Source organism: Erwinia sp. Leaf53 (assembly GCF_001422605.1).
In the GTDB taxonomy this organism is placed as follows: Bacteria; Pseudomonadota; Gammaproteobacteria; order Enterobacterales; family Enterobacteriaceae; genus Erwinia.
Genome location: NZ_LMLK01000022.1, coordinates 173,417 through 199,717 on the forward strand (window position 1 = coordinate 173,417; position 26,301 = coordinate 199,717).

Below are 26,301 nucleotides of genomic sequence, written 5' to 3' on the forward strand. Positions count from 1 at the left end.
AAGGGCTTACAAATGTTTCTGTAAAGTGATGCTCGTCACATAAAATAGCGATACTTCTCACCGCACAGTGTTGAAATTTTATGCCACAGACAGCAATATTGAAAGCGCTTACAAAAATTCCCGCCAGCCGCCGACGACGTAACCCTTGTCGTGGCGCGTGGCAGCACCGCCAATGGAGTGTGAAACCTGTTATGACAACCTCAGTCAGCCCCTCATCGTTGACCGCCGCGGCTCCGGCCGTGACAACAGCCCCAGAGCCGGCAAAAAAAACGCCGCGTGCGTTCCGCGATCTGCTGTCGCTGGACGACTTTGAGCGCCATGCGCGCCGCCGGCTGCCGAATATGATCTATCAGTACGTCGCCGGCGGCGTGGAGAGCGGCCAGGGGATTGCCGGTAACTTTGACGCCTACCAGCGCTTTAAATTTATCCCGCGCATGTTCCGCGACGTCTCGGGCCGCAGCCAGGCCACCACGCTGTTCGGCCACACGTATCAGCATCCGTTCGGCGTGGCACCGCTGGGCGGCGCCTCCTTTGTCGCCTATCAGGCCGATATTGCGCTGGCTAAGGCCGCGCGGCAGATGAACGTGCCGATGATCCTCAGCGCCTCGTCGCTGGTCAGGCTGGAGGACGTGCACGCCGCCAATGCCGATGCGTGGTTCCAGGCCTATCTGGCCGGCGATCAGCCGCGCATTGACCGCCTGGTGGATCGCGTTGAAGCCGCCGGATACCAGACGCTGGTGGTTACCGGCGACACGCCAATGCTGGGCAACCGCGAGCACAACATCCGCAGCGGTTTCAGCATGCCGATTAAAATCACCCCGAAGGTGGCGTTTGAAAGCGCCATAAACCCGCGCTGGCTGCTGGGCACCGTCGCGCAAACCTTCCTGCGCCACGGCGCGCCGCACTTTGAAAACACCGACGCCGAGCGCGGCCCGCCGATGATGTCCGGCAAGGTGCGCAACACCAACGCCCGCGACAAGCTGTGCTGGAAAAACGTTGAGGCCATCCGCAAAAAATGGCGCGGCAATCTGGTGATTAAGGGGCTGATGTCGCCGGAGGATGCGTTTATCGCCCGCGACCTTGGTGCGGACGCGGTGATCCTCTCTAACCACGGCGGACGTCAGCTCGATCACACCATTCCGCCGCTGTATACGCTGGCGGAGATCGCCGCCAGCAAAGGCGCAATGAAGGTGATTATCGACAGCGGCATCCGCCGCGGCACCGACGTGATGAAGGCGATGGCGCTGGGGGCCGACTTTGTGTTTCTCGGCCGTCCGTTCCTCTACGCGAGCGTTATCGGCGGCCAGCGCTGCGTGGAGCATGCGATGCATATTCTTCGCGACGAGATCGACCGCGACCTGGCGCTGATCGGCGTGCGAACCCCGGCAGAGCTGGATGCCAGCTACCTGCGTAAACTGTAAGGAGGCGGAGATGAGCGCCCAAAGACCCGTTAAGCTGTTCAGCGTACTGGCGATCCGCGCCGCCTTTGACCGGCTGCTGCCGCTGTGGCAACAGCGCTGTCCGCAGGTGGAACTGCAGGTAGAGTGGGCCCCCACCACCCGCATTGAGCAGTGGATAGCCGATGGCCGGCGCGCCGACGCGGTGATTGTCACCACGGAAGCCATGGACCGGCTGGTGGAGCAGGCGGTGGTGGAGGCCGGCAGCCGCCGCGAACTGGTGGATTCAACCATCGGGGTGGCGACGCTGCCTGATGCCGCACAGCCGGACCTCAGCAGCGCGGCGGCGCTGAAGCAGAGCCTGCTCCAGGCCCGCTCGGTGGGCTATTCGCTCGGCGGTGCCAGCGGCATCTGGTTTAAAACGGTGCTGGAGCGGCTCGACATCACCCAGGCGGTGAACGCCCGCGCCAGCACTATCGACGAGGGATTTACCGCCCGGCTGCTGCTGGAGGGAAAAGCGGATCTGGCCGTGCAGCAAATCAGCGAGCTGCTCACCGTGCCGGGCATTAAAATCGCCGGGCCGCTACCGGATGAGCTACAAAAGGTGCTCTCATTCCCCGGCGCGCTGTTCCGCAACGCCGGCCGGCCCGCTGAAGCCGCCGCGCTGCTGGCGTTTCTGCGATCGGACGCAGCACGCGAGGTGTTTCAGGCCTGCGGCCTGACGCCACGAGCCTGATCGTACTGCGCGATGAAGCAGAGATAAGACAGGCCTCAGCGCGGCTGGCGCGGCGGTGAGCCGGTGCTACCGCGCACGATCAGCTCCGGCTTCAGCAGCGTCTGGCGCGGCGCGGGCTGGTCGTTCAGCGTCGCCAGCAGGTAGTCGGCGGCGAGCAGGCCTATCTGGTCCAGTTCCACCCGCATGGTGGTCAGCGGATGCTCCAGATGTTCCGCGTACTCGTAGTCGTTAAAGCCGGTGATCGAAATGTCGTTTGGAATGCGCAGGTAGCGTTCGGCCGCCGCGCGCATCGCGCCAAACGCCAGCAGATCGTTACCACAAATCACCGCCGTTGGCGGCACCGGGCCGTCCAGCAGCCGGAACATGGCCTGACGGGCGTCATTCATGGTAAAAGCGCTGTTGATCAGATTCTCCTCCGCCAGCATCAGCCCCGCCGCCGACAGCGCTTCGCGCGTGCCGGTAATACGATCGGAGACGCGGTCGTTCGACGGCGGGGTCCCCACAATCACCGCAAACTGCTTATGCCCCAGCCCCAGCAGATGGGACGTTATCTCAGCGGCGGCCTGCTCGTTGTCGTAGCCAATGCTCGGGTGGCCCGCGTCGACCGAGAAGGTCTGGATGCAGGGGATCCCCAGCTGGTTGATGCGCTCCCTCAGGCGCGGGTGGTGAGAATTCCCCACCAGCATCAGCGCATCGATGCCGTACTCGATCAGCTTGTTGACCTCTTTCAGCTCGGTATCCGGGTCGAAATCGGAGTTGGCCAGCAGCAGCGTGTAGCCAGACTGGTGGATCTTCTGCTGAAACGCCGCCAGCGGCCGCGAGAACGTTTCCGTCGCCAGCGTCGGCACCACCGCGCCAATGGTCATGCTGCGCCGGGAAGCCAGCGTGCGCGCCGCGCGGTTAATCACGTATCCCAGCTCCTCGCAGGCGCGTTCCACCGCCTGACGGCTGGCGGCTTTCACCGAGGTGCTGCCGTTAAGCACCCGGGAGACGGTGGCCGTTGAAACCCCGGCGTGGTGGGCAACGTCTTCCAGCGAGACCCGCGCGGGGGCGGGGAACTTGTCGGACATGTTGGAACTCCTGACTGAAATTAGTGACCTCGCCCACAAAATTTGCAGACAATCTGAGGTTCATTTTGAAAGCGCTTACTTTTGGCTTGACTGATTTTTGTAATCGCTTACTTTTAACGACATGTTATCAGACACCCGGAAAATTTCACCCGATGATAACAAAAAAAACCGGGACAACGGCTTCCCTGCGTTTCCACCTCAGCCGTGGAAAACACCGAGATAATAAAGGAATTCACCATGCGTAGATACCCACGAATCCGATGGCTGATGATCGCCTTCTGCTTTTTCGCTATCGCCATCAACTATATAGACCGTATTAACCTGGCCATCGCCGCGCCACATATTAAAGCCGACCTCGGGCTGGATGACACCAGCATGGGGCTGATCCTCGGTGCCTTTTTCTGGACCTATGCGCTGATGCAGATCCCCGCAGGGCGCATGATCGACCGCCTGGGCGCACGCGCCGGTCTGGCCATCGCGGTCGGCTGGTGGTCACTGTTTACGGTGTTCACCGCGTTTGGCCGCGGCTTCACGTCCATTTTCGCCTCGCGTTTAATGCTCGGCATCGGTGAGTCCGGCGGCTATCCCGGTTGCGCCAAGGTGGTCTACTCGTGGTTTGCCAAAAAAGAGCGCGGAACCGCCAGCGGCATCTTCGACGCCGGCCCGCGCGCGGGAAGCGCTATCGCCCTGCCGCTGGTGGCCTGGCTGATCAGCACCTGGGACTGGGAGACCTCCTTCGTGGTCACCGGCGCGCTGGGACTGATCTGGGTGGTTATCTGGCTGATGTTCTACCGCGAACCGGAGGAGATGAAGGGCCTCGACGAGCAGGAGCGCCAGAATCTGCTGGAGGACCGCAGCGTCAACGTGGTCGACAAAAGTGAGAAAGTCAGCATCCGCGCGCTGTTCCGCTACCGCACCGTCTGGGGGATGATGATCGGCTTCTTCTGCATGAACTTCGCCACCTACTTCTTCGTGACCTGGTTCCCGACCTACCTGACCATCGCCCACGGCTTCTCACTGAAAGAGCTGGGGACGCTGGGTGCGATCCCGGCGCTGATGGGTATCCCGGGCAGCCTGCTGGGCGGTATCTGTTCCGACTGGATGTACCGCAAAGGTTTCTCGCTGACCACCGCGCGCAAAACCTGCCTGATCGCCGGCATGCTGCTCTCTTCGGTGATCGCCTTTGCCGCCTTTACCACCAGCATTCCGCTGATCCTGACGCTGTTCTCACTGACCTACGCGGGCCTGGCCTTTACCGCCTCCAACATCTGGACCCTGCCTGCCGACGTTGCGCCCAGCTCCGGCTATGTCGGCACGCTGGGAGGGATCCAGAACTTTGCCGGCAACCTGGCGGGGATCGTTACCGCTTCGTTCACCGGCCTGATGCTGACCCTGAGCCACGGCTCCTTTGTCGTGCCGCTGCTGGTCGCAGGCGGTATCTGCCTGTTCGGCGCGTTTAACTTTATGTTCATCATGGGCAAGGTTGAACCGCTGGTGCTGAAAAACGCGGATCCTGACGCCAGACCTGCCGCAACCCATTCATAACTAACGAACCGAGAAACGCGATGAACAATGAACAACAGCTTCGTGAAGAGATCGTCTGGGCCGGTGCCAGCCTGTTCCGGCGCGGCTATACCGTCGGCACCGCCGGCAACATCAGCGCCCGGCTGGATGACGGCTGGCTGATTACGCCCACCGACGCCTGCCTCGGGCGTCTGGAGGCGGCGAAAATTGCCAAAGTCTCTGCCACAGGAGAGTGGCTCTCAGGCGACAAGCCGTCCAAGACGCTGCTGCTGCATCGCCAGGTGTATGACCGAAACCCTGAGGTGAACAGCGTGGTGCATACCCACTCCACCCATCTGGTGGGGCTGACGCTGCAGGGCGTCTGGCAGCAGAGCAGCATTCTGCCGCCGATCACCCCGTATCAGGTAATGAAGGTCGGCCGCATTCCGTTAATCGGCTATCGTCGTCCCGGCGCGGCGGACGTTGCGCACCAGGTTGCGCAGCTGGCCTGCGAAGTACGCGGCGTGATGCTGGAACGTCTTGGCCCGGTTGTCTGGGGCGGCAGCGTCGTCAGCGCCTGTGCGGCGCTGGAAGAGCTGGAAGAGACCGCCCGCCTGTGGCTGCAGGCGGCGGAAAAACCGCAGCCCCTGAGCGAGCAACAGGTTGCCGAGCTGTGTGAGACGTTCGCCACCCGCTGGTAGGCGGACTGCCGAACCCTGCCCACAAGGAGTCATAATGAAAAAAATGCTTACCGCGGCCGCGCTTCTGGCGCTGACCGCAGGCTGCGCCCAGGCGCAGAGCCGGGTTTACGTCTCCAACGACGTCAGCGGTACGGTGACCGGCTACCGGCTGGACACGTCACGCGGCACGCTGGAGCCCATTGGCACCTTTCCTGCCGGGAAAAAGGCGATGTCGTCGGTGGTCTCACCGGATCATAAAATGCTGTACGTTTCGGTACGCAGCCAGCCTTACCGCGTGGTCGCGTATCACATTGAGGCCGACGGCCAGCTGCAGAAGCGCAGCGAAACGCCGCTGCCGCAGAGCATGGCGTATCTCTCCACCGATCGTTCTGGCCGTTTCCTGCTGAGCGCGTCGTTCGGCGGCGATCTGGTCAGCATCAACGCCATTGACGGCCAGGGTAATGTGGTGGAGAAGCCGGTGCAGGTGGTGCATACCGGCAAGCGCGCCCACGCCGTGCAGGTTGACGCGCAGAACCGTTTCCTTTACGTGACGCAGCTCGGCACCGACCAGCTGCTGCAGTTCCGCTTTGATGCCGGCAGCGGCCGCGTCACCCCGCTCGATCCGCCGTTTATCAATATCCAGCATGAGGCGGCCACCGGCCCGCGCCATTTTGTCTTCGCCCCGGCGCGCGACGGCCACGGCCAGCGCAATATGTACATCCTCAACGAGATGGCGGGCAACATTACCCGCGTCACGCTGGATGACCAGGGCCGCGCCACCGCGCACGAAGACGTTTCGTCCGTCTCACCGGATGAAGACATGCAGCGCGGCGAGGCGCGGCCGCTGACCGGCGATGACGATTTGCCGCCGTCGGCGAAGCCGCGCATCTGGCAGGCCGATATCCACATCACGCCGGACGGCCGTTACCTCTACGCCACCGAGCGCACCAGCAGCACCCTGACCTCGTTCCGCGTCGATCCCACCGACGGCCATCTGACCCGACTCGCCAGTATTAAAACCGAAGCGCAGCCGCGCGGATTTGCCATCGACAACAGCGGCCGGTTTCTGATTGAGTCCGGCCAGAAGTCAGATCACATCTCCCTGTACCGCATCAACCCGGCAGACGGTGCGCTGACGCTGGCCGGCCGCTATCCGGGTGGCGACGGTGCCAACTGGGTGACGCTGGTTGAACCCTGAACGTTCCTCCCGCCCGGCAGCAGTCGCCGGGCTTTTCCCCTGCATTAAGGAGTTTTAATGAACCTCAAACCTCACGCCCTACTCTGCGCCCTGCTTGCCACCGGCCTGATGACCGGCAGCGTTAACGCCGCCACCGCAGAGAAAGCGGCGGTGACCGACGGCAAAGAGCAGGTAGTGGCGACCGATCTGGAGCCGCTGCACCACGTGATCCTGGAAAACCAGTACGTCACGGTAATGCGGGTGATGATCCGCCCGGGCCAGTCCACGCTGTTCCACGAGCAGCATCTTGACTACGTCAACACCCACGTTGACGGCAGCGTGGTGCATATCTCTTACCCGGATAAACCGGCCAAAGACCACTGGATGAAAAGCGGCGACGTGAAGTTTGGCCAGCACCAGGGCAAGTCGGACGAAGACAAGGTCACCAATACCGACACCACGCTGAACCACCAGGTTTCCTTTGAAATTAAGCAAAACGGCCCGCAGAACTTCGGCGACGCCAGCCGTCCGGCGGTAGCGCAGTTCCGCCAGGTACTGGATGAGAAGACCGTGCGCGGCTGGAAGGTTGGCCTGCAGCCGGGTGAAGTCGCGCCGGGCTACGTCCAGCACGGGCCGGGGGTGCGGGTGTTCTTTACCGAAGGCCGCCTGCTGCTGGCGGTGCCGGGTAAACCCAACCGCACGCGGGAGATTTGGGTACACCGCGGTGACGCCTTCCTGACCGAACCCGGCGAGGTGCAACTGACCAACGGTGGCGACACGCCGCTGCAGTTTAACGACTACGAACTGCTCTAACTCTTTTTTGCCCGCGCGCGGTGATGTGGCCACGCGTGGGAGTTTGCCGTACCGAAGTCCCTATAAAACTACAAAAGTTTTTTCATTTTACAGGAGCAAGTCAGGTGAGACGTCTTAGTCTTCCGCTGGCCGTCAGCCTGATCCTTTTCAGCGGGATGAGCACCGCTGAACCGGTTGATTCCGGGGATCGGGCGCTGATGGCCAGGGGACAATATCTCGCGACCGCCGCCGACTGCGGAGCCTGCCACACCTCGCCGCATCAGGGCGAGCCGATGGCCGGCGGTTATGCGATCGCTTCCCCGATGGGAAGCATATATGCCAGTAATATCACCCCCTCCCCCACCGCCGGTATCGGCGGCTACAGCGAAGCGGAGTTTGCCCGCGCGGTGCGTGAAGGGATCAATAAACAGGGTCAGCACCTTTATCCGGCGATGCCTTACCCCTCCTACGCGAAAATCAGCGATGAGGATATTCACGCCCTCTACGTCTGGTTTATGCACGGCGTCAGGCCGGTGGACGTTGCCGCACCGCAAACCCGCCTGCCGTTTCCCTTCAACCTGCGCGCGTCAATGGCGGTGTGGAACCTGATGTTTGCTGAAAACACGCGCTTTGTCCCCTCACCGACGGCGAGCGATGAGGTCAACCGGGGTGACTACCTGGTCAACGCGCTGGCCCACTGCGATACCTGCCATACGCCGCGTAACCTGCTTATGGGCCAGCAGAATGACCAGCCGCTCGCCGGCGGCAGCCTCGGCAGCTGGTACGCGCCCGATATCACCCCGGATGTGCATTCGGGGATCGGCGGCTGGAGCAAGGCCGAACTGGCGCAGTATCTGAAAACCGGCCACGTGAAGGGTAAAGCCCAGGCCGCAGGCCCGATGGCCGAGGCGGTTGAACACAGCCTGCAGCACCTGACGGACCCGGATATCAACGCCATCGTGGCCTATCTGCAGCAGGTGCCCGCCTCCGGCGGCGGCGCGGCGCGTTCCCGCGATGGTTTTGGCCAGCCCTCGTCCACAGAGCAGCAACGGCGCGGCGATAACAAGGCGGATGACGCCGGCTGGCAGATTTACAGCAGCACCTGCGCCGCCTGCCACCAGCCAGACGGCCAGGGCACCGCCCGTTATCCTTCGCTGTTCCACAATACCGCCACCGGCGCAGAACAGGCCGATAACCTGATTGCCACCATTCTGTTCGGCGTGCAGCGCAAGGTGCAGGACGAAGCGGTGGCAATGCCCGCCTTCGGCCCCGCAGCGGCGTGGACCGACCGCCTCAGCGACCGTCAGGTTGCCGACGTCAGCAACTATGTGCTGCAGCAGTACGGCAATCCCGCGCTGCACGTCACCGAACAACAGGTACAAACCGTGCGCGAAGGCGGTGAAACGCCGCTGCTGGTCAGGCTGACCCGGCCATGGGTACTGACCGCAGTGGTTATTGTTGCGGGTGCGATGGTCGCGGGCGGCCTTGCCCTCACACGCAGAAAACGGAGGCGTTATGGCACAAAAAAATAATTCAGGCGCGGGATTAAGCCGTCGCCGCCTGCTGCAGGGGATGGCGGTGCTGTCGCTCAGCGCCGCCTGCAGCGCTCTGTTCCCCGCGGAGATGGCCCGTGCCGCGGCCAGCGTCGTTCCGGTACAGCGCTTCAGCGAAGTGTCTGCTTTCCTGGTCAGCCGCCCGGTCGGGGCGATCCTCAGCCGCCGCTATCTGGAGGCGCTGACCCGCCACTACCCGGACTTTCCGGCGCAGCTCGACGCGCTGGCCACCGCGCTCGGCCAGCGTAGCGATACGCACGTAGATGCGTTTCTGCAGGATACCGCCGCCGGTACCCCGCTGCACAACACCGCCACGCTGATCGTCAGCGCCTGGTACACCGGGGTGGTTGGCGAAGGGGCCAAAACAGAGCTGATCGCTTACGCGGACGCGATGATGTACCTGCCCACGCAGGGCATTCTGGCGGTACCGACCTACGGCGGTGGGCCGGATTCATGGGGCGACAGGCCCGGGGTTTCAACGGCACAACAGGGAGCAACGGCATGAACCAGTATGATGCTGACGTGATTATTATCGGGTCCGGGGTGATGGGCGGCCTGATCGCCACGCAGCTGGCGAAAGCAGGCAAATCGGTGATCATCGTTGAGGCCGGGCCAAGGGTGAAACGCCAGGATATCGTGGAGCGGTTCCGCAGTTCGCCGTTCAAGATGTCGCTGACCAATATGAAGCTGCAGGGGGTGGGTTCGCCTTATCCCGACCTGCCGCACGTACCGTCCACCTACGGCAGCTACCTGCAGCAGACCGGCCCGGTCAAGTACCCGACCAAATATCTGCGCGTGGTCGGCGGCACCACCTGGCACTTTGGTTCGGCGCTGTGGCGGATGATCCCCAATGATTTCAGACTCCACAGCCTGTATGGCCGCGGCCGCGACTGGCCGATTGGCTATGACGAGCTGGAACCCTGGTACGGCGCGGCCGAGCATGAGCTGGGCGTTTCCGGCGTCGACGGTCAGGATGAGAGCGGCCAGGGCGGTAAAGCATGGCCGCCGCGTTCGACGCCGTTTCCGATGCCGGGCCTTGAGCCGAGCTATCTGTTTAAGCGCCTTTCCGTGCTGCTGGGTAAAGGCGGGTTTAACCCGGTGATGGAGCCTAACGGCCGCGCCACCCGGCCGTGGAAGCGCCGTCCGGTGTGCGGCGGCAACAATAACTGCAACCCGGTCTGCCCGATCGCCGCAAAATACGATGGCTCGATGCATATCGATGAGGCGGAAGAGCACGGCGCACGGCTGCTGGATAACTCGGTGGTCTGCCATATCGAAGCCGGTGACGACGGCGCGATCCGCGCTATCCACTATAAGAAGCCCGACGGCAGCCAGCACAGGCTGACGGCGAAATATTTCGTGCTGGCCGCTTACGGCATTGAGTCGCCCAAGCTGCTGCTGATGTCCACCTCAGAACGTTATCCCAACGGCATCGCCAACCGCTCCGATCAGGTTGGCCGCAATCTGATGGGCCATACCGGCATCAGCATGAACGTGATGATGAACGAGGACGTCTGGCCGGGCCAGGGCCCGACCGAGCTGCTGGTGTATCTGAACAACCGCGACGGCGCGTTTCGCAGGGATTTCCCCAGCTATAAGATCAAGGTGCGCAATACGGTGCCGACGGCGGACTATGCGGCCTCGCTGATCCAGAAAGGCGTGCTGGGATCGCAGCTGGACGCCGGGCTGAAAAAACTGTCGGCACGCTCGCTTAACTTCGCCATCGATTTTGAGACGCTGCCGCTGGCGGAAAACCGCGTGGTGCCGAGCAAAACCAAAAAGGATGCCATCGGCATTCCGCTGCCGGAGATTTACTACAGCGTGAACGATTACTGGCACGCGGGTAAGGAGCAGGGGCTGAAGGATTTTGCCGAATTTGCCCGGCTGCTGAACGCGGACGTGTCAAAGATTGATACCGGCTATCAGGATCGCCAGCATATTATGGGTACCACCATTATGGGTGACGATCCGCAGGATTCGGTGGTCAACCGGCACTGTCAGAGCCACGACCACCCTAACCTGTTTATCGCCGGCACCAGCGTGATGCCGTCCGCCTCCTGCATGAACCCGACGCTGACCGGTGCAGCGCTGAGCCTGCGGCTGGCGGATTATCTGCTGAATACGGTGAAGGTGTAAACGTAAGGCGGGGAGCCGGGGGTTACCCGGCCCCCTGCCTCAGGGTTGCGCATAAAAACCGCACGCCTTTCCGTCAGAAGTTGTAGTACCACGTCATCCAGGTTGAGTTGGGCTCGTTACTGCCACGCGCCGAGAGCGTCTGTTCCAGCGTCACCGAGACACCGTGACCAAAGTCAATGTTGGTTCCGAGATAGGTATGGGTTGCGTGGTACGGGTTTGAGCTGCCCAGCTGCAGGCTGTCTTCAGCCACGTAGGGTTGAATGCTGTTCAGGAAGGGTTTACCCAGCCTGAAGGTATAGCCGACATAGCCCTCCAGCCCGTAGCCCGAACCGGCAAAGTAGTGTGAGAGGTTTTTGCCACGCGTATCCGGCACAAAATCTTTGTAGTAGCTGGCGGTACCCACAATGTACCAGTTATCCGGCTGCCAGGTGGCCGCAAGGCCGGATAGCTGCTGCCGGTAGCTCTTCTTCTCTGAACGCCCCCGGTTCTCCATCACCGCATCGGTGTAACTGTAAGCCGCACTGAGCATCAGCGTTTTCGTGGCGCTGTAATCAAAGCCAAAACCGCCGCCGCGACGCCGCCGGTAGGTGTTACCGTCCGCCGTATGCAAACCGTCCTCAGGCAGCAGGTAATTGGCATAGAGCGTTACCGGCCCAAAGGTATTGGTGTACATAAAGCTGCGTTTAGGGCGGTTGGCACCGTCGTAGTCGCCGCTGATGCCGTTAGCGGTGCCGCCCGCCAGGCCGTCGTTGTCCCACATATCACTCTTCATCCCCACCACCGAGTAGTAAATGCCAAACTGGTGGCCCCAGGTCAGCGTACCGAAGCGTTCATCCTTAAAACCGCCGTAGAATTTACGCTGCCATTCGCGCTTGCTGCTCTCGTCATAGTGACCGCCCCAGCTGAGCACGTGAGGCAGATCCACGCCCCACTCGTAGTGGACTATCGCGGAGGTCTGTGGGGTCAGCGCGTAATCACCACCAAAGCGAAAGCGCGTGCCGCCATCATGTCCGCGCCGATACCAGCCGGGTTCCACCCCCGCATTAGAGATCCACTCGGGGCGGATGCTGCCGCCAACGGTCAGGCTGAGGGGGGCCAGCAGCAGATTGCTGTCGGGGTTTTTATCTAAAACGGTAATTTCAGCACGCACGCCTGCAGAAAAAATTAACGACAGTGCTGAGATAGCAGTACAGAATTTAATTCCACGCATTGTTATCACTCCCTGTAAATTATTATCCAGACGCGTAACAGGCCGTCTGTCGGATCCCGGCGTAAACCGCGCGTCACCCTCATCAGGCGATGAGAATGAGAAATAACGCAGGGTAAAACCAGAGAATTGATAAGAAACAATATGATGCTCAAACTCTGCCCTCGATGAACCGGGGTTAAATTTGAGCCATCATCAACTAATCGTAATTAATCCATTTATTACGAAATTAACGCGGAGAATTTTATCGTCCCTGCCCTTAATTAGTATTCAGCCGGCAGAAATTGAATAAAAGCAGAAACAGGACGGACAGATAAGAGGTGATTGACGTTATTTAGCGTCAGCTCACAAAATTAATGTTGCGGCGAGAAGAAAAACGACGGCTATTTAGCTGGCTTACAAATTCGTATTCAAAATGACGGCAGATCGTCTGCGCCCGGGTTCGGAGAAACGCACAGCGATGATACGGCGGCCTTCCCTGGCGACCGTGAGGTGAAAGTTAAAGCACGCTGGCAAGAAACTCGCGGAAGCGCGGATGCTGCGGGGCATCCAGCAGGGTGCGGGCGTTGCCGCTCTCCACCACCTTACCGTCATCCATAAACACGATATTGTCCGCCACTTCGCGGGCAAAGCCGATCTCATGGGTGACCACCACCATGGTGATCCCGGAGTGGGCCAGCTGCTTCATCACCTGCAGCACTTCGCCCACCAGTTCCGGATCCAGCGCCGAGGTCGGCTCATCAAACAGCATCACCTCCGGCTCCATCGCCAGCGCGCGGGCAATCGCCACCCGCTGCTGCTGGCCGCCGGACAGCTCGCGCGGCCAGGCCATCGCGCGGTGCGCCAGACCGACCTGCTCAAGCAGTTTCAGCGCGCGTGACTCCACCAGCGGCCGCTTCTGGCGACGAATGCGCAGCGGCGCATCCATCACGTTCTGCAGCACGGTGCGGTGCGGAAACAGGTTGAACTGCTGGAACACCATGCCAATGCTCTGGCGCTGCAGGGCCACCTGATGTTCAGGCAGCTCGACCAGCTGCTGACCTTTGCGGCGATAGCCGATCAGCGTCTCCCCGACGTGGATGGTGCCCGCGTCGAGTTTTTCCAGATGATTGATACAGCGCAGCAGGGTGGATTTCCCCGAGCCGGAGGGCCCAAGGATCACCGTTACCGAACCGGCGGCAATGTCCATATCGATGCCGTGCAGCACCGTTTTACCGGAAAACTGTTTGCGAATGCCGCGCAGACGGATGGGCTGACTCATAAACGTTCCTCCTGGGTACCCGGCGAACGTTTAAACCAGCGGCGCGCCTTAGCGGGCGCGTTGCCGCGGCTGTACCACTGCTCAACATAGTACTGCCCTACCGAGAGCACCGAGGTCATCAGCAGATACCAGGCGGTGGCCACCAGCAGCAGCGGGATCACCTCATAGGTACGCTGATAGATGATCTGCGCCGAGTAAAGGACGTCCTGCAGCGCGATTACCGAGACCACGGCGGTGGTTTTCAGCTGTCCGATCACCTCATTACCCGCCGGTGGCAGAATAGTGCGCATCGCCTGCGGCAGCACGGTCTGACGGAAAATCTGCCCCGGACGGTAGCCCAGCGCCTTCGCCGCTTCCAGCTGGCCGGGGTTGACGCTCTGGATACCGGCACGAATAATTTCTGCCGCATAGGCCGACTGGTGCATCACCAGGGCTATCACCGCCGCGCTGAACGGGCTGATAATCTCATTGGTGGTGGCACTCCACACTTCCCCCAGCCCGGGAAGGCTGAGCGACAGCTTAGGATAAAGCGCGGCAATGTTGTACCACAGGAACAGCTGCACCAGCATCGGCACCGCGCGGAAAAACCAGGTATACGCCCAGCTGACGCCGACCAGCACCGGGTTCGCCGACAGGCGCATCAGCGCCAGCAGCGTGCCGCCGGCAAAGCCAAACAGCACCGAAATCAGCGTCAGCCTGATGGTCATCACCACCCCGGCGAGAATCGAATCCGCCGTCAGGTTCTCGGCCACCACGTCCCACTCAAACCGTGGGTTGCTGACCACCGACGAGGCCATCAGCGCCACCAGCAGCAGCACGATCAGGGCGCTGAACCAGCGCCCGTAGTGACGATGTCCAACGATCGGCAGCCCGGCGGTGTTGTCGTCAGGCCGCAGACTCATTTAGCAATCTCTTCGTTAAGACCGGCGGATTTCACCGCGCCAAAGCCGATTTCCCACTTGTCGAGGATCTGCTGATAAGTGCCGTCCTTGATCAGCGAGTTCAGCGCCGCCTGAACTGGTTTTTCCAGCGGTGAGCCTTTTGGCAGGGCAATCGAGACGATGGTGTCTTCAATGGTGATCTCACCGGCCAGCGCCAGCGCTTTCACCTGGCTGGCCTGGTAGCGCAGGCCTTCGTACGGGCCAAAGAACATCGGCACGCGGCCGCTGATCACCGCCTGCACGCCCGCCGGGCGGTCAGGGAAGATCGGGATGTTAATCGCCGCTTTCCCGTCAGCGACGCAGGCGTCGCTGGCCTGCTGCAGGCGGGTCACCTGAGAGGTGCCGGCACCCGCGCCCACGGTCTGACCACAGAGTTCAGTAAAGGTGTTAAACGGCCCGAGGCCGGCGTCCTTGCGTGAAACCAGCGCCAGTTTTGAGGCATTGTAGTAGCCGACAAAATCGACCTGCTGCAGGCGTTTCTTGTTGGCGTCAATGTTGGAAGCCGCCACGTCATAGCGGCCGGACTTCAGGCCCGGAATAATATTGTCAAAGCCGCCGGTATCGCGCCAGCGCACCGGAATACCCAGACGATCGGCCACCGCGCTGACGATATCAATTTCACGGCCCGCCAGCGTTTTATTATCCGCCTGATAGAAGGTGGTCGGCGGCGTGTTCGGGTTAGTCCCCGCCACGATATAGCCTTTTTTAAGGATATCAGCAGGCAGCGTGGCGTGCAGGGCTGCATCCGCTTTGGGCTTAACGCTGCTGCTGAAGGCCACGTCCTGGTCTGCGGCAAGCGCGGAGGTCACCGGGATCAGTGCCAGTACGGCAACGGTCAGGGCTTGATATTTCATTGCTTATTCCTTCTCAGTCGCCAGTGCGGGCACGGCGGCAAAATTGGTTTCCACGGACGGCAGGCCGAGGTTCTCACGCAGGGTCGCGTACTGGTATTCGGTGCGGAACAGGCCGCGGCGCTGCAGCTCAGGTACCACCAGCTCGACAAACAGCTCCAGCTGGTTTGGCAGCACGGCAGGCATGATGTTGAAGCCATCTGCGCCTTCCTGCTCCAGCCACTGCTGGAAGTCATCGGCGATGTCAGACGCGGTGCCGACGATCACCCGGTGACCGCGGGAACCGGCCGCAACGGCCGCCAGCTGACGCAGGGTCAGGTTTTCACGGGCGGCGAGGTCGGTTAACAGCTTGACGCGGCTCTGGCCGCCTTCGGTGCCGCCGATTTCCGGCACCGGACCGTCCAGCGGGTAAGCGGTCATATCGACGCCAAAGCGGGCAGAGAGCTGCTCAATGCCGTTATCGATATCCACCAGTTCATTGAGCTGGTTCCAGGTTTCCTGCGCCTCTTCCCGCGTGCGGCCAACGATCGGCATCACGCCCGGCAGGATCAGCAGATGGTCCGGGTGGCGGCCGGCGTCACGCACGAACTGCTTCTGGCTGCGGTAGAAGGCCTGGCCCTCTTCCAGCGAGGCGGCGGCGGTGAACACCACTTCCGCCGTCTCTGCGGCCAGCTTCTGCCCGGCAGGGGAAGAGCCGGCTTCGATAATCACCGGGCGGCCCTGCGGCGAACGGGCAATATTCAGCGGGCCCTGCACCTGGAAGTACTTCCCGGTGTGGTTAGCCGCGTGGATCTTCTCTTCGTCGGAGTAACGGCCGGTGGCTTTTTCACGCACGATAGCGCCCTCTTCCCAGCCGTTCCACAGCTTGAAGGTGACGTCGAGGAACTCACGCGCCATATCATAGCGCTCGGCGTGATTCGGCAGGTCGGCGCGGCTGAAGTTGCGCGCGGCGTCGGTGGAGAACGAGGTCACCACGTTCCAGGCACCGCGGCCACGGCTGATATGATCGACCGACGACAGCGCGCGCGCCAGGTGGAACGGCTGGTCGAAGGTGGTAGACGCGGTCGCCGCCAGGCCGATATGGCGGGTCTGTACCGCCAGCGCGGAGAGCAGCGTCAGCGGCTCCAGGCGGGACATGGTGGACGGCAGACGATGCACGCTGGTGGCCAGCGCATCGCCGACGAAGAACATATCGAATTTACCCTCTTCGCCCTTTCTGGCGATCCAGGTAAACCAGTCAACGTCGGTCGGCGAGCCTTGCGCACCTTCCGCGCGCCAGCCGCCAACGTGGTGGCCGAGCGCCTGAACAAACAGGCCAAGACGCAGCTGGCGGGGTGCTGGTTTTTGCACAGACATGGGAGATCCTTTTAATTATTTGCTAAGCAGTGAAATAAGGCGCTGCAGCGCCGCGTCGTCGGCGAGGCGGGCGTCTTCGAAGATGCGTTCCGCCAGCGAGGCGGGCAGTGCGCGAAGCTGGGTGTGCAGCTTTGCCTGTACGTTGGTGGGCAGCGCAGCGGTTTCACGACGGGTGACGCAGTGGCTCAGCCGCTGGCCGTTGCGCAGCAGCAGCGTGACGCGGTGGAAGCGCAGATCGGGATCCAGTTCGTCCGCCGGCGCGGTGCGGTCGGGATGGCGGCTGACGCGCGCGGCCAGCGCGGCAATATGCGGTTTAACCGGCTGTTCGGTGTAATTTTCCAGCGCCACGCTGCCGTTGATCAGCGCGTCGGCGATCACGTACTCCAGGCTGAAGCGCGCCTCAACGCCGTTACGCGGCGCGATGATGTTCGGTGCGGTATCGGCTCCGGGCGGGAAGCTGACCTCGATATGGTCGATCGCGCCGATATCCGGCCCGTCAGGCGTGAGCAGCTGCTCACGCAGTACAAACGCGGCCTCGGCGGCGCTGTGCGTGCCGCCACAGGTAGGGTAACGTTTGAACTCCAGTCCGGGCGAGACGATGCGCCAGGGCGCGCCCCAGCCTTCCAGCAGCTGCTGCGGCTGTTCGGCACCAAAGCCCAGCGCCTGCAGGAAGCTTTCGACCACGCCATCGGCCTGGCCGGCAAAGCCCGCCTGGGCCAGCAGCGCGCTGCCGACGGCGCTCCGCGCGGCCAGCCCGGCGTGCAACGGCTTGGCCGCGGAGCCAAACTGGCTGCGCAGGCCGGAGGCCTGGGTGGCGGCCAGCCCGAGGGCAATCTGCGTCTGGCTGAGGGTAAGGTTCAGCAAACGACAGGCGGCACCTGTCGCGGCAACGGTACCCAGCGTGGCGGTGCTGTGGAAGCCCGCGCTGTAGTGGCGGGTGCCGATCGCTTTGCCCAGCCGGCCGGCCAGCTCAACGCCGACGATATAGGCGTCAAGGAACGCCTGTACGCCCACCGCGGGCGCTTTATGGCTCAGCGCCATCAGCGCGGAGAGCACCACCGTGGTAGGATGGCCGCGGAACGTTGCGTGGTAATCGTCAAAATCCAGCGCGTGGCTGAGATAGCCAAACTGCAGCGCCAGGTTCTCCGTGGAGTGCTGAGAGGGATAGACGTGGATCACCGGTTCCAGCCCGCTGTCATGCACGCTGCCGTACAGCACCGGCACCATGCTGGCCAGCAGATCGGTAACGCCGTCGCGGGCGTGGTGGCGCTCCTGTTCTCCAGGCTGGCGGGTATGCAGGAGTTCGGCAAGTTGTGCGGTAAGCGACATAACTGGAAAGCACCTTTATTAACAAGGTATTGACATAAATCAAAAGATTATAAATTATCACCATTCTGTTTCCTTCACTGCCGGACAGCCAATAACCAACGGTTATAGCTCATAGCAAAATAATCTAAGCGCCCCCGTTTTATAAATTCCCGTTGTTTCCGGTTGACCACGCCTTGTAAATGGCTGACGCTGTTCCCATATCAGGCACGACCACAAAGACGTTTTGACAGGAGTGACCAACGATGGCGACAGAATACGCAACGATTGCCGGCGGCTGTTTCTGGTGTACGGAAGCGGTGTTTAAGCAGATTAACGGCGTTGAATCCATTGAGAGCGGCTACATCGGCGGCCATACGGCCAACCCCACCTATCGTGAGGTGTGCGGCGGCGATACCGGCCACGCTGAAGCTATCCGCATTGGCTTTGACCCCGGCGTGATTGGCTATGGCGACCTGCTGGATATCAGCTTTGCCACTCACGATCCGACCCAGCTGAACCGTCAGGGCAACGACGTCGGCACCCAGTATCGTTCTGCGCTGTTCCCGGCCACGCCGGCACAGGCGTCAGAGGCGAAGGCGGCGATCGCCCGCGCGCAGGCCGACCACCAGGATCCGGTGGTGACCACCGTCGAGCCGGATGCGACCTGGTACCCGGCGGAAGAGTATCATCAGAACTACTGGGCCGGCGAAGGCCAGGAGAATCGTTACTGCCTGGCGGTGATCCCGCCGAAGCTGCAGAAACTGCGCAAGCGTTTTGCCGCCAGGACCATCGACGGCTAACCTGTGCTCTGGCCTGCCGCGTCCGTTCTCTCTGCCCGGACGCGGCGAGCCGAGCTCAGCGCCGTAAGCGCGCCTGCCAGCGCCAGCGCCGCCAGCAGCCACATCACCCACCGGTATCCTGCCCCTTGCCCCCCGGCCCGATAGATCTGCGTTGCCACCGACAGCCCCACTACCCCACCCAGGTTATGCAGCGTCCACGACAGCCCGATGCCCTGCGCATGAAGCGCTGACGGCATGGCGCCAAGCGCAGCGGCGACCGAGGGCCCGAGAATCGCCCCCCAGCCCACGCCCATCAGCGCAAACGCCGCGATGGTCAGCACCAGCGGTTGCCCGACGATGAAAAGACTTTGCAGCAGCGCCGAGGCGGCCAGCATAACAAACCCCAGCGTCAGAACCGGCCAGGGTCCGAAGCGGTCGCCGTAATGACCGGCCAGGGGGGAAACAATCGCCATCACCAGCGTCACCGGCAGTAACATCAGGCCCAGCCGTGCATCGCTCAGCCGGTAGATTTCCAGCAGCCTGAAGGGCATCAGCAGAAACGCGGCGCAGTAAAAGATCGCCAGCAGCACCGACAGCAGGCAGGCACGGCGAAACAGGCGGTTGCGGAACAGGCCGAAGGCGATCAGCGGTTGCGGCGTACGCTTCTCAATCCTGACCAGCGTAATGCCGGCCACGGTACCGATGACCATCAGCGCTGCCGTGGCCCAGGTCACAGCACCTCCCGGTGACAGCGTCACGCTTGCCAGCAGAACGGGGACCAGCGTGGCCACCAGCCACAGCCATCCGCGAAGATCGACGCTGCCGGCGTTCTCAGGACGCCTGGTGTTCACCACGCCCGCGCAACAGCTGTAGCTCAGCAGCAGCAGCGGGACGTTAATTAAAAACACGCTGCGCCAGCCGCTGAGGCTGACCAGCACGCCGCCGGCAACCGGGCCAAGCGTCAGCCCCAGGCCGTTGACCGCGAACAGCATCCCCAGCGCGCGCCCCCGTTTTGCCTCAGGGATAATCTCAATCAGGATCGCCGCACTCAGGGTATACAGTACCGCGCAGCCTGCCCCCTGTAACAGCCGGAACAGGTTCAGGGCAGCCGGCCCCGTCGTCAGCCCCGCCCCGAGTGAGGTCACGGCAAACAGCAGCATCCCGGCATAAAGCAGGCGGCCGCGGCCATACACTTCACCGAGCCTCGCGCTTAACACCATGCAGCAGCAGAGCGACATAACAAAAAGCGTCATCACCCAGTGCAGTTCATCCACGTTGCTGTTGAACTGACGCCCGATGGCGGGCAGGGCGGTATTCACGATGGTAAAATCGAGGCAGCCGAGAAAGCTAGCGAGGCAGATGCCCGCCTGCAGTCGGATTAGCGCGACGCGCGGCAGCGCCGTGGAGGGTGTGGACATACTCAAACCTCTGTAGAAAGTAAAGTATCAGAGTGACATAACGCGCGGCGACGATTGCCGCCATTTCATCGACGGACTGGCGAACGGAGTTCGCCTCTCTGGCACAACCCGCTCCACACGCGTTAAGGTAGAGCCCACTACAACGCTACAGCGCCCACGGCGAACCAGGTCAGTTATGGCCTGGCTAAGGATTTCATATGATCAACACTGACCGCCTTAACGGCATCCGGGCGTTTGTTCAGGCAGCGCAGGCCGGTGGTTTCAGCCTCGCGGCAGAACAGCTGGGGCTGTCACGGTCGACGGTCGGCAAGGCAGTCGCCCGGCTGGAGGCACGTCTGCAGGTGACGCTTTTTCTGCGCACCACGCGCACGCTGTCGCTGACCAGCGAAGGACGACAGTTTTATCAGGACTGTGTGCAGATCCTGGCGAACCTGGATGCGGCAGAGAATCGTCTGACCACTCAGGCGCAGCAGCCCAGCGGTCGGCTACGCGTGGCGGCACCGCCGCTGTTTGGCGAAAAATGGGTGATGCCGCAGCTGCTGCCGCTGACCCGGCGCTGGCCGGGGCTGGCGTTAGAGATGCTGTTCTCGGTTAAGCGAATTGACCTTGCCTCGGGGGGAACCGACCTGGCGATTCGCATTGGCGATCCGGGTCACCACAACGATCTTACCGCGCGGCTGCTTGGCCAGCAGCGGTTAGTGCTCTGCGCTTCCGCTGACTACTTCTGCCGGCTGTCCCAGCCTGCCACCCTCGGCGATCTCAGGGCGCATGCTCAGCTCGGCCTGCTGGAACGGGGCAGGAGCCAGCCGTGGCTGCTCCGCAGCGGCGATGAGGATATCCACTGGCAGCCCGCTGACCGGCTGCGTTTCAGCAGTATGAGTGCGGTCTGTTCCGCCGCGCTTGCCGGTTATGGCATCGCCCAGCTGCCACGCTGGCTGGTCGGCGACGATCTTGCCAGCGGCCGTCTGGTCGAAGTGCTAGCGGAGTCTGCCGGAGAGGGCCTGCCGGTTTATGCCGTCTGGCTGAAAACAGCCGCGATGCCACAACGCCTGCGCGTTGCGATTGATACTCTGATGGCGGCGCTGTCTGATACGGGATTTCGGGTATATCCACCTTCCGGTAATCCTAATCACAATAAGTCTGTCGCCTGCCGGAACGGTGAATGATAGCGTCTGCTGCATCAACATGGAGACTATTGCATGACACAACAACTTCATCGCCCGGTGGCGATTGTCACCGGCGGCACCAGCGGTATCGGCCGCGCGGTGGTTACCGACCTGGCCACCGACCATCAGGTTTATGCGCTGGGCCGATCGCCACAGGCGCTGGCAGAGCTGGAGTCCGTTGCCGGCGTCATTCCGGTTCAGCTGGACCTGATCGATAACGCCGCGCTGCGGCAGTTTATCAGCCAGTTCAGCGCCATTGACGTGCTGGTACACTCTGCGGCGGTTTCCGAACGGCTGAGCCTCGAGCAGGCTACGCCGGAGCAGTGGCAAAGCCAGTTTGCCATTAACGTGTTTGCACCGGCAGAGCTGACGCGTCTTGCGTTGCCCGCCCTTCGCCAGCAGCGCGGGCAGGTGGTGTTTATCAACTCCGGCTCCGGCACGCTGGCGCTGGCCGGGCACACGGTCTACTCCGCCAGTAAATTTGCGCTCAGCGCGCTGGCACACTCGCTGCGTACCGAGGAGAGCGGGCACGGCGTGCGCGTCGCCACCGTGGCACCAGGGCCGACGGATACCCCAATGAATCGCAAAAGCCGTGAACGTGCGGGTGACTTTACCGACATCGATCCGCTGGCGTACAGCACACCCGGGTCGGTCGCTGCCGCCGTTCGCCTGGTGGTCAACGCCACCGAGGATACACAGATTACCGATATTGCGGTAAGACCGCGTCGGGATGTTGCCCGCCGCTGAACAGGAGGACAAATGGTCAACTCAGAACACCGGTGTCGCTCATTAAGGCACCTTCTGCGCTGCTGTTACTGGAACGAACTGTGCGCGTAGTCGTTTCCTAAGCCAGCCGGTCATATTTCCTGTCCTGCCTCTTACTTTTCAGGCAGGGGATATCGCCGGCTGGTTTACTTCTCACTCAACGCTTGCATCACGCTCTCTTCTGTTTTTTTGTACTCTCACCCTCTTCCCATCCGCTAAGCCCTTGCCACAGAACGATGCTGATTCCATGGAGATTTCACGGTGAAATCCCTCTGGCATTCATATCAAAGTCATTATATTTCAACAAGCTAACAATAAAATTCAACTGGAGAACTCAAGGAGTTTCACAGGGGTGTTTCATGTCCACTCGCCTGTGGCACGGGCTTATCCCTAAACGCCTGCGGGGGAACGTTGCAGGGCTAAGGGCATGCATTATCCGTAATAAAAGATGCCTTCCTCATTCGTCAGGCTGGCCTCTTTACAGCGTATAAGTACTTCCACCCTACAGCGGAAATGACGCTTTCACGCTCATCAGGTACGGTCATTCACGCTGAAAAGCGACACTGCTGCCGAGTAGCGTAAATCCGAGTCTCTTATAGATGGAAACACCTGCCTCTGAGGCCTCAAGGAAACACGTCTCAACGTTCTGAGATCTGGCGTATTCCAGTGCATGGCGAATAAGAGCGCTGGCGTAGCCTCTTCCCTGCAACGTGCTCCGGGTCCCGACGTCATCTAAACGTGCAACCCCGCTTTGCATGGATAACGTCAGCGAACAGACTGCCCGGTCTGCGACAAAAAGAGAAAAATGGCGCAGCTGCCGGCCGGCCTCAACAGCATGCTGATGTCTTATCCGATACTGCAGCATGACTCTGTCATCCGTTTCGAACGCACTTGTCAGCGGTGCTCCCCAGTCCTCGAGACGGTAATCCGTAGCACAGATGTGATAATCATCGCTGCGTGGCTTTTGCGTCGTTAACGTCTTCATCGTCAGCTGCATCGGTGAAGATTTCCAGGCGACGCTCAGACCCAGCTCTCTGAGCGAATGCCCGATCCTGTCAGGATCATTATCGGGCAGCACCACGGAGAACGGCACACCTGCAGCATCAAATAACCGCATGCCTTCTTTGATGATGGATTCTGTTTCAGCATCCCGCTGCTTCACAATCAGCAGATTCAGGCTGCCAGCGTCAACGCCAGTGAGATAAGCCGATGCCGTATTACCCAGAGAGTAAGTTTGCTGACTGACCGAGGAGAAGAAATAGTCTTCCATACTGTGGTAAAGCGTCATCCGCGAAACCTGGCCTGATACATTCATCATCGATGGTCCTGAAAAATTTTGTCGAAGTAACACCCGGTTTATTCCGGGTTATCTGATGATATCAGTGTACCCGAATCTCTTCGTGTGGATCGGGTCTTTGGGTCAGGGCACAGGGTATATCCTATTACGCATGTTGACGGTCGCCAGGGGGCAGGATGAAACTCAGCATCGGCAGGAGTGAAATAGTGGAGATTTCATCGTGAAATCCCCACGTAAAAGCACTTTATTTCATGCAGTTAGCGACAAAAATCGCCGGGAGAGGAGAACTTATTTCAGATGCCTGGCCAGCACGTTTGCAATCGCGCCATCGATAGCATCCTGCAGTTCGGCGGGCAGCCGGTTGAACTCATAGCTGAACGCGCGTCCGCGACTCTTTTTACGCGCATAGCGGTTTTTGTCCGGAAACTGCCACAGCGGCGTGGTGACGACCTTCTCTCCGGCTACCGGCTGGACAATCAGCGCGGCCTCTTTGCGAACTTCAGCGACGATTTTGTTTTTTATCTCATCTTCTGCCAGCGTTGCCTGATCGCGAATGGCAGACACGGACTCGCTGATGCTGTCCGTCAGGTGGGATAAGGCAATCTGTTTCTCCTGCAGCAGCTCCTGCGCGGTCAACAGCGTCCTGTAGTCGCCGTAGGTCAGCTCGGACTGAACCGGGAACAGCGCCAGCAGCTCTGCTGACACGCTGGCGGCCTGCAGCGCACGGGTGACTTTCGCCTGAGACATATTCTCATCTTCGGCAATATCCTTCTGCGAAAGGCCGCTGTCGCGCAGCGCCATCAGGCGCAGGCCAATCTCGCGGATGTTATGTTCGCGGGCGGTCTGAATTTCCTGGGCCAGCGTGCGGGCTTCCGCAGCGCTGACCGCAGAGTCGGTCACCAGAACATCAAGACCTGCACCGGTCAGCAGCGCGGCGGCGCGGCGTCGTGAACCGTCAAGCACTTCAATTCTGCCGTCTGCCCGGCGGACGCCGATCGCCGGGAAGAACTGCTGCAGGCTCAGGGTGCGGGTAATATCTTTCAGCGACTCCGGCGTCAAACCCGCCTGATCGCGACCGTTGTTCTCCTGCACGACGTAGGTCTGTGACGCCACCTCGTCAGCACTCAGGGTAACGCGGCTGAATATCGCCTTCTTGCCTGAAGAGAGCGTAAAGACCTGTTTGAACGGTTCAGAGGCCGCTTCACTGTTCAGTACTGGCGCATTAAAGGTGCGTCCGATAGTGGTTCTTTTCATGGGTACCGGTGCCTCAGTTAATACGGATAAATTCGATACGGTCAAAAACCGCTTTGGCAAAATCTTCTGCCGCGGCGCGTGCGTTCTTCAATGCCTCACTGCTGCCAACGTAGGTCGACGGATTCGCTGAGATCACCGTGTCGAAGGATTCACCACAGCGCTCAAAGCCATCCAGACGGGGCAGGGCGGCGTCCAGCATATCGCCGCCGAAAATCTCCTTGGCCAGGCTGTGACAGACTTTGTGATCGGGCTTATTCGACAGCTTGGACATAAAGCCGATATTGCCCAGCAGGCGGCAGTGGCAGCCCGATGACTCGATGATGCTGATCAGCTCAGGTAAACGGGTCAGATACTTAAGCGTTGAGTGGAAGTCGACCTGCGCGGGTGGAACCGGCGTCATCAGCAGATCGGCTGCGGCAATGGCGTTCTTAAGAAAGGCATCCAGATGCGGGCCGCTGTCGACAAAAATAAAGTCGTAATCTGACTTCAGTTTATCAATGATATTTTCACGCAGTACGGCGTGAGGATTCTGGCCCGGCAGATGTTCACTGCACAGCACCTCCCAGCCTGATGCGATGAAGGCATCATCAATTGACGCGGGTAATACATCAACGCCGGGCACCACCGATGAGACGATAAACTCTTCCAGCAACTCTTCACGCGTCACGTTCTGTAGCATTGCCTGCGCCGATGTGGTTTCCACCATACCCACAGCTCTTGTGTGGTTAAGGAACATCGTAGCGGATGACTGGGGATCGAGGTCGATCACCAGTATGCGCAGATCTTCAAACAGCAGGTGAGGGTGCGCGCGCATGGCGTGCGCCAGAGAGACGGTGGAGACCGTTTTAGATACGCCCCCCTTCAGATTACCGACAAACACGGTCAGGGCTTCATCATGGCGATCGCGATACTTAGGAACGCCGCGGTGATGGTAGATATCAACGATGTTCTGGATGGTCATCGCATATTTGGAGGACGATCCGGCGGCGCGTTTATCAAAGGCGTAACCGTTCTCTTCCATTTCGCTGACCGCGTAATCAACATTGGCACGGGTCAGTTTAGGCAACTTAGCGAGCGCCGCTTTGGCATAAACCTGAAAGTACTCGTTTTCACGCAGCTCTTCCTTCTGTGCCTGAATGTGCTCGGTCAGTGACGTGAGCATCTTTCCTGCGCGCTGGGCAATCTTGTCAGTCTGATGCGGATCGCTATTCATCATTGACTCCATTTATGTAGCATATCATCTTAAAATCAATAATCCTGCATATCAGTAATAATTGCAACATGATTTTGTTCATAAATAGTGCACTGAGCCGGATAAAGATGACGTTATCAGGTTTGCATCGCGCTGATGACCGACGGGTGCTGTCGATACGATGTCTGAAATATCCTCAGGGATTTATCCCCGTTATTCACCGATCAGATCCAATTATTTGATCCCAGAGAGATCCCGATAAGATCCTAAAGAGATCCCCGCACCCTCTCAGGCCTTGTCACGCCTGGTCTGGAGGCCTGTTACTATCCACTAAAGAGAGTAAGCCAACCGCTGTAAAGAGTAATATAACCGCTGTAGAGAGCACTGATAACCACGCTGGTGAGTGCTGTTTAACCACTGTAGTGAGCGGGCGGGGTATTGCTCTGTGATTAACTTTTCCGG

23 protein-coding genes are annotated in these 26,301 nt (G+C 60.6%); 12 read left to right on the forward strand and 11 right to left on the reverse strand.

Annotation, left to right across the window (positions count from 1 at the left end; genetic code table 11):
• Positions 1-191 precede the first annotated feature (191 nt).
• A complete protein-coding gene (locus tag ASF13_RS14585; protein WP_056237555.1) occupies positions 192-1,421 on the forward strand; it encodes an alpha-hydroxy acid oxidase in 1,230 nt (409 codons plus the stop codon).
• Between the two features lie 10 nt (positions 1,422-1,431).
• Complete coding sequence (locus tag ASF13_RS14590) at positions 1,432-2,133, forward strand: substrate-binding domain-containing protein (protein ID WP_056237558.1); 702 nt, start codon at positions 1,432-1,434, stop codon at positions 2,131-2,133.
• 35 nt (positions 2,134-2,168) lie between these two features.
• Here ASF13_RS14590 and ASF13_RS14595 read toward each other — a convergent pair whose 3' ends face one another.
• Positions 2,169-3,203 carry a LacI family DNA-binding transcriptional regulator gene (locus ASF13_RS14595; RefSeq protein WP_056237560.1) on the reverse strand — a complete coding sequence of 345 codons (1,035 nt, stop codon included), beginning with the start codon at positions 3,201-3,203 and terminating at the stop codon, positions 2,169-2,171.
• 237 nt (positions 3,204-3,440) lie between these two features.
• Between ASF13_RS14595 and ASF13_RS14600 the strand changes: the two genes are divergently transcribed.
• The 7 genes from ASF13_RS14600 (at position 3,441) to ASF13_RS14630 (ending at position 11,044) form a co-directional block, all read left to right on the forward strand.
• A complete protein-coding gene (locus ASF13_RS14600; protein WP_056237563.1) occupies positions 3,441-4,748 on the forward strand; it encodes an MFS transporter in 1,308 nt (435 codons plus the stop codon).
• A gap of 20 nt (positions 4,749-4,768) precedes the next feature.
• Positions 4,769-5,407, forward strand: coding sequence for an aldolase (locus tag ASF13_RS14605; RefSeq protein ID WP_056237565.1), 639 nt, complete (start codon positions 4,769-4,771; stop codon positions 5,405-5,407).
• Between the two features lie 34 nt (positions 5,408-5,441).
• A complete protein-coding gene (locus ASF13_RS14610) occupies positions 5,442-6,584 on the forward strand; it encodes a beta-propeller fold lactonase family protein (RefSeq protein ID WP_056237567.1) in 1,143 nt (380 codons plus the stop codon).
• Positions 6,585-6,641: 57 nt separating this feature from the next.
• Positions 6,642-7,376, forward strand: coding sequence for a hypothetical protein (locus tag ASF13_RS14615; RefSeq protein ID WP_072166384.1), 735 nt, complete (start codon positions 6,642-6,644; stop codon positions 7,374-7,376).
• 155 nt (positions 7,377-7,531) lie between these two features.
• Positions 7,532-8,887: a cytochrome c gene (locus ASF13_RS14620; protein WP_369814387.1), complete on the forward strand. Its 1,356-nt coding sequence runs from the start codon at positions 7,532-7,534 to the stop codon at positions 8,885-8,887.
• Positions 8,871-9,413: a sugar dehydrogenase complex small subunit gene (locus ASF13_RS14625; protein ID WP_056237571.1), complete on the forward strand. Its 543-nt coding sequence runs from the start codon at positions 8,871-8,873 to the stop codon at positions 9,411-9,413. Before ASF13_RS14620 ends, ASF13_RS14625 begins: the two co-directional genes overlap by 17 nt.
• A complete protein-coding gene (locus ASF13_RS14630; RefSeq protein ID WP_056237575.1) occupies positions 9,410-11,044 on the forward strand; it encodes a GMC family oxidoreductase in 1,635 nt (544 codons plus the stop codon). The genes ASF13_RS14625 and ASF13_RS14630 overlap by 4 nt, the downstream gene beginning before the upstream one ends.
• 73 nt (positions 11,045-11,117) lie before the next feature.
• Here ASF13_RS14630 and ASF13_RS14635 read toward each other — a convergent pair whose 3' ends face one another.
• The 6 genes from ASF13_RS14635 to ASF13_RS14660 form a co-directional block, all read right to left on the reverse strand.
• A complete protein-coding gene (locus ASF13_RS14635; protein WP_056237578.1) occupies positions 11,118-12,254 on the reverse strand; it encodes a porin in 1,137 nt (378 codons plus the stop codon).
• Positions 12,255-12,750: 496 nt separating this feature from the next.
• Positions 12,751-13,512, reverse strand: a complete 762-nt coding sequence (locus ASF13_RS14640; protein ID WP_056237581.1) for an amino acid ABC transporter ATP-binding protein — start codon at positions 13,510-13,512, stop codon at positions 12,751-12,753.
• Positions 13,509-14,414 (reverse strand): amino acid ABC transporter permease, encoded by a 906-nt coding sequence (locus ASF13_RS14645; RefSeq protein ID WP_056237588.1) that lies wholly within the window; start codon positions 14,412-14,414, stop codon positions 13,509-13,511. The genes ASF13_RS14640 and ASF13_RS14645 overlap by 4 nt, the downstream gene beginning before the upstream one ends.
• Complete coding sequence (locus tag ASF13_RS14650) at positions 14,411-15,307, reverse strand: ABC transporter substrate-binding protein (RefSeq protein WP_056237589.1); 897 nt, start codon at positions 15,305-15,307, stop codon at positions 14,411-14,413. The genes ASF13_RS14645 and ASF13_RS14650 overlap by 4 nt, the downstream gene beginning before the upstream one ends.
• A gap of 3 nt (positions 15,308-15,310) precedes the next feature.
• Positions 15,311-16,660, reverse strand: coding sequence for an LLM class flavin-dependent oxidoreductase (locus ASF13_RS14655; RefSeq protein ID WP_056237594.1), 1,350 nt, complete (start codon positions 16,658-16,660; stop codon positions 15,311-15,313).
• Positions 16,661-16,675: 15 nt separating this feature from the next.
• On the reverse strand, positions 16,676-17,989 hold the full coding sequence (locus tag ASF13_RS14660) for an MmgE/PrpD family protein (RefSeq protein WP_056237596.1): 1,314 nt from the start codon (positions 17,987-17,989) through the stop codon (positions 16,676-16,678).
• Positions 17,990-18,231: 242 nt separating this feature from the next.
• Here ASF13_RS14660 and msrA point away from each other — a divergent pair, with 242 nt between their 5' ends.
• A complete protein-coding gene (gene msrA / locus ASF13_RS14665) occupies positions 18,232-18,768 on the forward strand; it encodes a peptide-methionine (S)-S-oxide reductase MsrA (protein ID WP_056237599.1) in 537 nt (178 codons plus the stop codon).
• Here msrA and ASF13_RS14670 read toward each other — a convergent pair.
• Positions 18,765-20,165: an MFS transporter gene (locus ASF13_RS14670; RefSeq protein WP_056237603.1), complete on the reverse strand. Its 1,401-nt coding sequence runs from the start codon at positions 20,163-20,165 to the stop codon at positions 18,765-18,767. The two genes, msrA and ASF13_RS14670, sit on opposite strands and share 4 nt — an antisense overlap.
• Positions 20,166-20,362: 197 nt before the next feature.
• Between ASF13_RS14670 and ASF13_RS14675 the strand changes: the two genes are divergently transcribed.
• Together ASF13_RS14675 and ASF13_RS14680 are read left to right on the forward strand one after the other, a co-directional pair.
• Positions 20,363-21,331: a LysR family transcriptional regulator gene (locus ASF13_RS14675; RefSeq protein ID WP_072166385.1), complete on the forward strand. Its 969-nt coding sequence runs from the start codon at positions 20,363-20,365 to the stop codon at positions 21,329-21,331.
• Positions 21,332-21,364: 33 nt separating this feature from the next.
• Positions 21,365-22,078 (forward strand): SDR family oxidoreductase, encoded by a 714-nt coding sequence (locus ASF13_RS14680; RefSeq protein ID WP_056237605.1) that lies wholly within the window; start codon positions 21,365-21,367, stop codon positions 22,076-22,078.
• A gap of 559 nt (positions 22,079-22,637) precedes the next feature.
• On the opposite strand, the gene ASF13_RS14685 is transcribed toward ASF13_RS14680, so the two are convergent.
• The 3 genes from ASF13_RS14685 to ASF13_RS14695 all read right to left on the reverse strand — a co-directional run bounded on the left by ASF13_RS14685 (position 22,638) and on the right by ASF13_RS14695 (position 25,860).
• Positions 22,638-23,414 (reverse strand): GNAT family N-acetyltransferase, encoded by a 777-nt coding sequence (locus ASF13_RS14685; RefSeq protein WP_056237609.1) that lies wholly within the window; start codon positions 23,412-23,414, stop codon positions 22,638-22,640.
• 267 nt (positions 23,415-23,681) lie between these two features.
• The gene (locus ASF13_RS14690; RefSeq protein WP_056237610.1) at positions 23,682-24,647 is read right to left on the reverse strand and encodes a ParB family protein; all 966 of its coding nucleotides are present in this window, start codon (positions 24,645-24,647) and stop codon (positions 23,682-23,684) included.
• Between the two features lie 13 nt (positions 24,648-24,660).
• A complete protein-coding gene (locus tag ASF13_RS14695; RefSeq protein WP_056237615.1) occupies positions 24,661-25,860 on the reverse strand; it encodes an AAA family ATPase in 1,200 nt (399 codons plus the stop codon).
• Between the last annotated feature and the right edge of the window lie 441 nt (positions 25,861-26,301).

What these genes read in the sequence shown, in the direction of transcription:
- ASF13_RS14585 (WP_056237555.1), top strand. Translation starts at nt 192, where the DNA reads ATGACAACCTCAGTCAGCCCCTCATCGTTGACCGCCGCGGCTCCGGCC.
- ASF13_RS14590 (WP_056237558.1), top strand. Translation starts at nt 1,432, where the DNA reads ATGAGCGCCCAAAGACCCGTTAAGCTGTTCAGCGTACTGGCGATCCGC.
- ASF13_RS14595 (WP_056237560.1), bottom strand. Translation starts at nt 3,203, where the DNA reads ATGTCCGACAAGTTCCCCGCCCCCGCGCGGGTCTCGCTGGAAGACGTT.
- ASF13_RS14600 (WP_056237563.1), top strand. Translation starts at nt 3,441, where the DNA reads ATGCGTAGATACCCACGAATCCGATGGCTGATGATCGCCTTCTGCTTT.
- ASF13_RS14605 (WP_056237565.1), top strand. Translation starts at nt 4,769, where the DNA reads ATGAACAATGAACAACAGCTTCGTGAAGAGATCGTCTGGGCCGGTGCC.
- ASF13_RS14610 (WP_056237567.1), top strand. Translation starts at nt 5,442, where the DNA reads ATGAAAAAAATGCTTACCGCGGCCGCGCTTCTGGCGCTGACCGCAGGC.
- ASF13_RS14615 (WP_072166384.1), top strand. Translation starts at nt 6,642, where the DNA reads ATGAACCTCAAACCTCACGCCCTACTCTGCGCCCTGCTTGCCACCGGC.
- ASF13_RS14620 (WP_369814387.1), top strand. Translation starts at nt 7,532, where the DNA reads ATGAGCACCGCTGAACCGGTTGATTCCGGGGATCGGGCGCTGATGGCC.
- ASF13_RS14625 (WP_056237571.1), top strand. Translation starts at nt 8,871, where the DNA reads ATGGCACAAAAAAATAATTCAGGCGCGGGATTAAGCCGTCGCCGCCTG.
- ASF13_RS14630 (WP_056237575.1), top strand. Translation starts at nt 9,410, where the DNA reads ATGAACCAGTATGATGCTGACGTGATTATTATCGGGTCCGGGGTGATG.
- ASF13_RS14635 (WP_056237578.1), bottom strand. Translation starts at nt 12,254, where the DNA reads ATGCGTGGAATTAAATTCTGTACTGCTATCTCAGCACTGTCGTTAATT.
- ASF13_RS14640 (WP_056237581.1), bottom strand. Translation starts at nt 13,512, where the DNA reads ATGAGTCAGCCCATCCGTCTGCGCGGCATTCGCAAACAGTTTTCCGGT.
- ASF13_RS14645 (WP_056237588.1), bottom strand. Translation starts at nt 14,414, where the DNA reads ATGAGTCTGCGGCCTGACGACAACACCGCCGGGCTGCCGATCGTTGGA.
- ASF13_RS14650 (WP_056237589.1), bottom strand. Translation starts at nt 15,307, where the DNA reads ATGAAATATCAAGCCCTGACCGTTGCCGTACTGGCACTGATCCCGGTG.
- ASF13_RS14655 (WP_056237594.1), bottom strand. Translation starts at nt 16,660, where the DNA reads ATGTCTGTGCAAAAACCAGCACCCCGCCAGCTGCGTCTTGGCCTGTTT.
- ASF13_RS14660 (WP_056237596.1), bottom strand. Translation starts at nt 17,989, where the DNA reads ATGTCGCTTACCGCACAACTTGCCGAACTCCTGCATACCCGCCAGCCT.
- msrA (WP_056237599.1), top strand. Translation starts at nt 18,232, where the DNA reads ATGGCGACAGAATACGCAACGATTGCCGGCGGCTGTTTCTGGTGTACG.
- ASF13_RS14670 (WP_056237603.1), bottom strand. Translation starts at nt 20,165, where the DNA reads ATGTCCACACCCTCCACGGCGCTGCCGCGCGTCGCGCTAATCCGACTG.
- ASF13_RS14675 (WP_072166385.1), top strand. Translation starts at nt 20,363, where the DNA reads ATGATCAACACTGACCGCCTTAACGGCATCCGGGCGTTTGTTCAGGCA.
- ASF13_RS14680 (WP_056237605.1), top strand. Translation starts at nt 21,365, where the DNA reads ATGACACAACAACTTCATCGCCCGGTGGCGATTGTCACCGGCGGCACC.
- ASF13_RS14685 (WP_056237609.1), bottom strand. Translation starts at nt 23,414, where the DNA reads ATGATGAATGTATCAGGCCAGGTTTCGCGGATGACGCTTTACCACAGT.
- ASF13_RS14690 (WP_056237610.1), bottom strand. Translation starts at nt 24,647, where the DNA reads ATGAAAAGAACCACTATCGGACGCACCTTTAATGCGCCAGTACTGAAC.
- ASF13_RS14695 (WP_056237615.1), bottom strand. Translation starts at nt 25,860, where the DNA reads ATGAATAGCGATCCGCATCAGACTGACAAGATTGCCCAGCGCGCAGGA.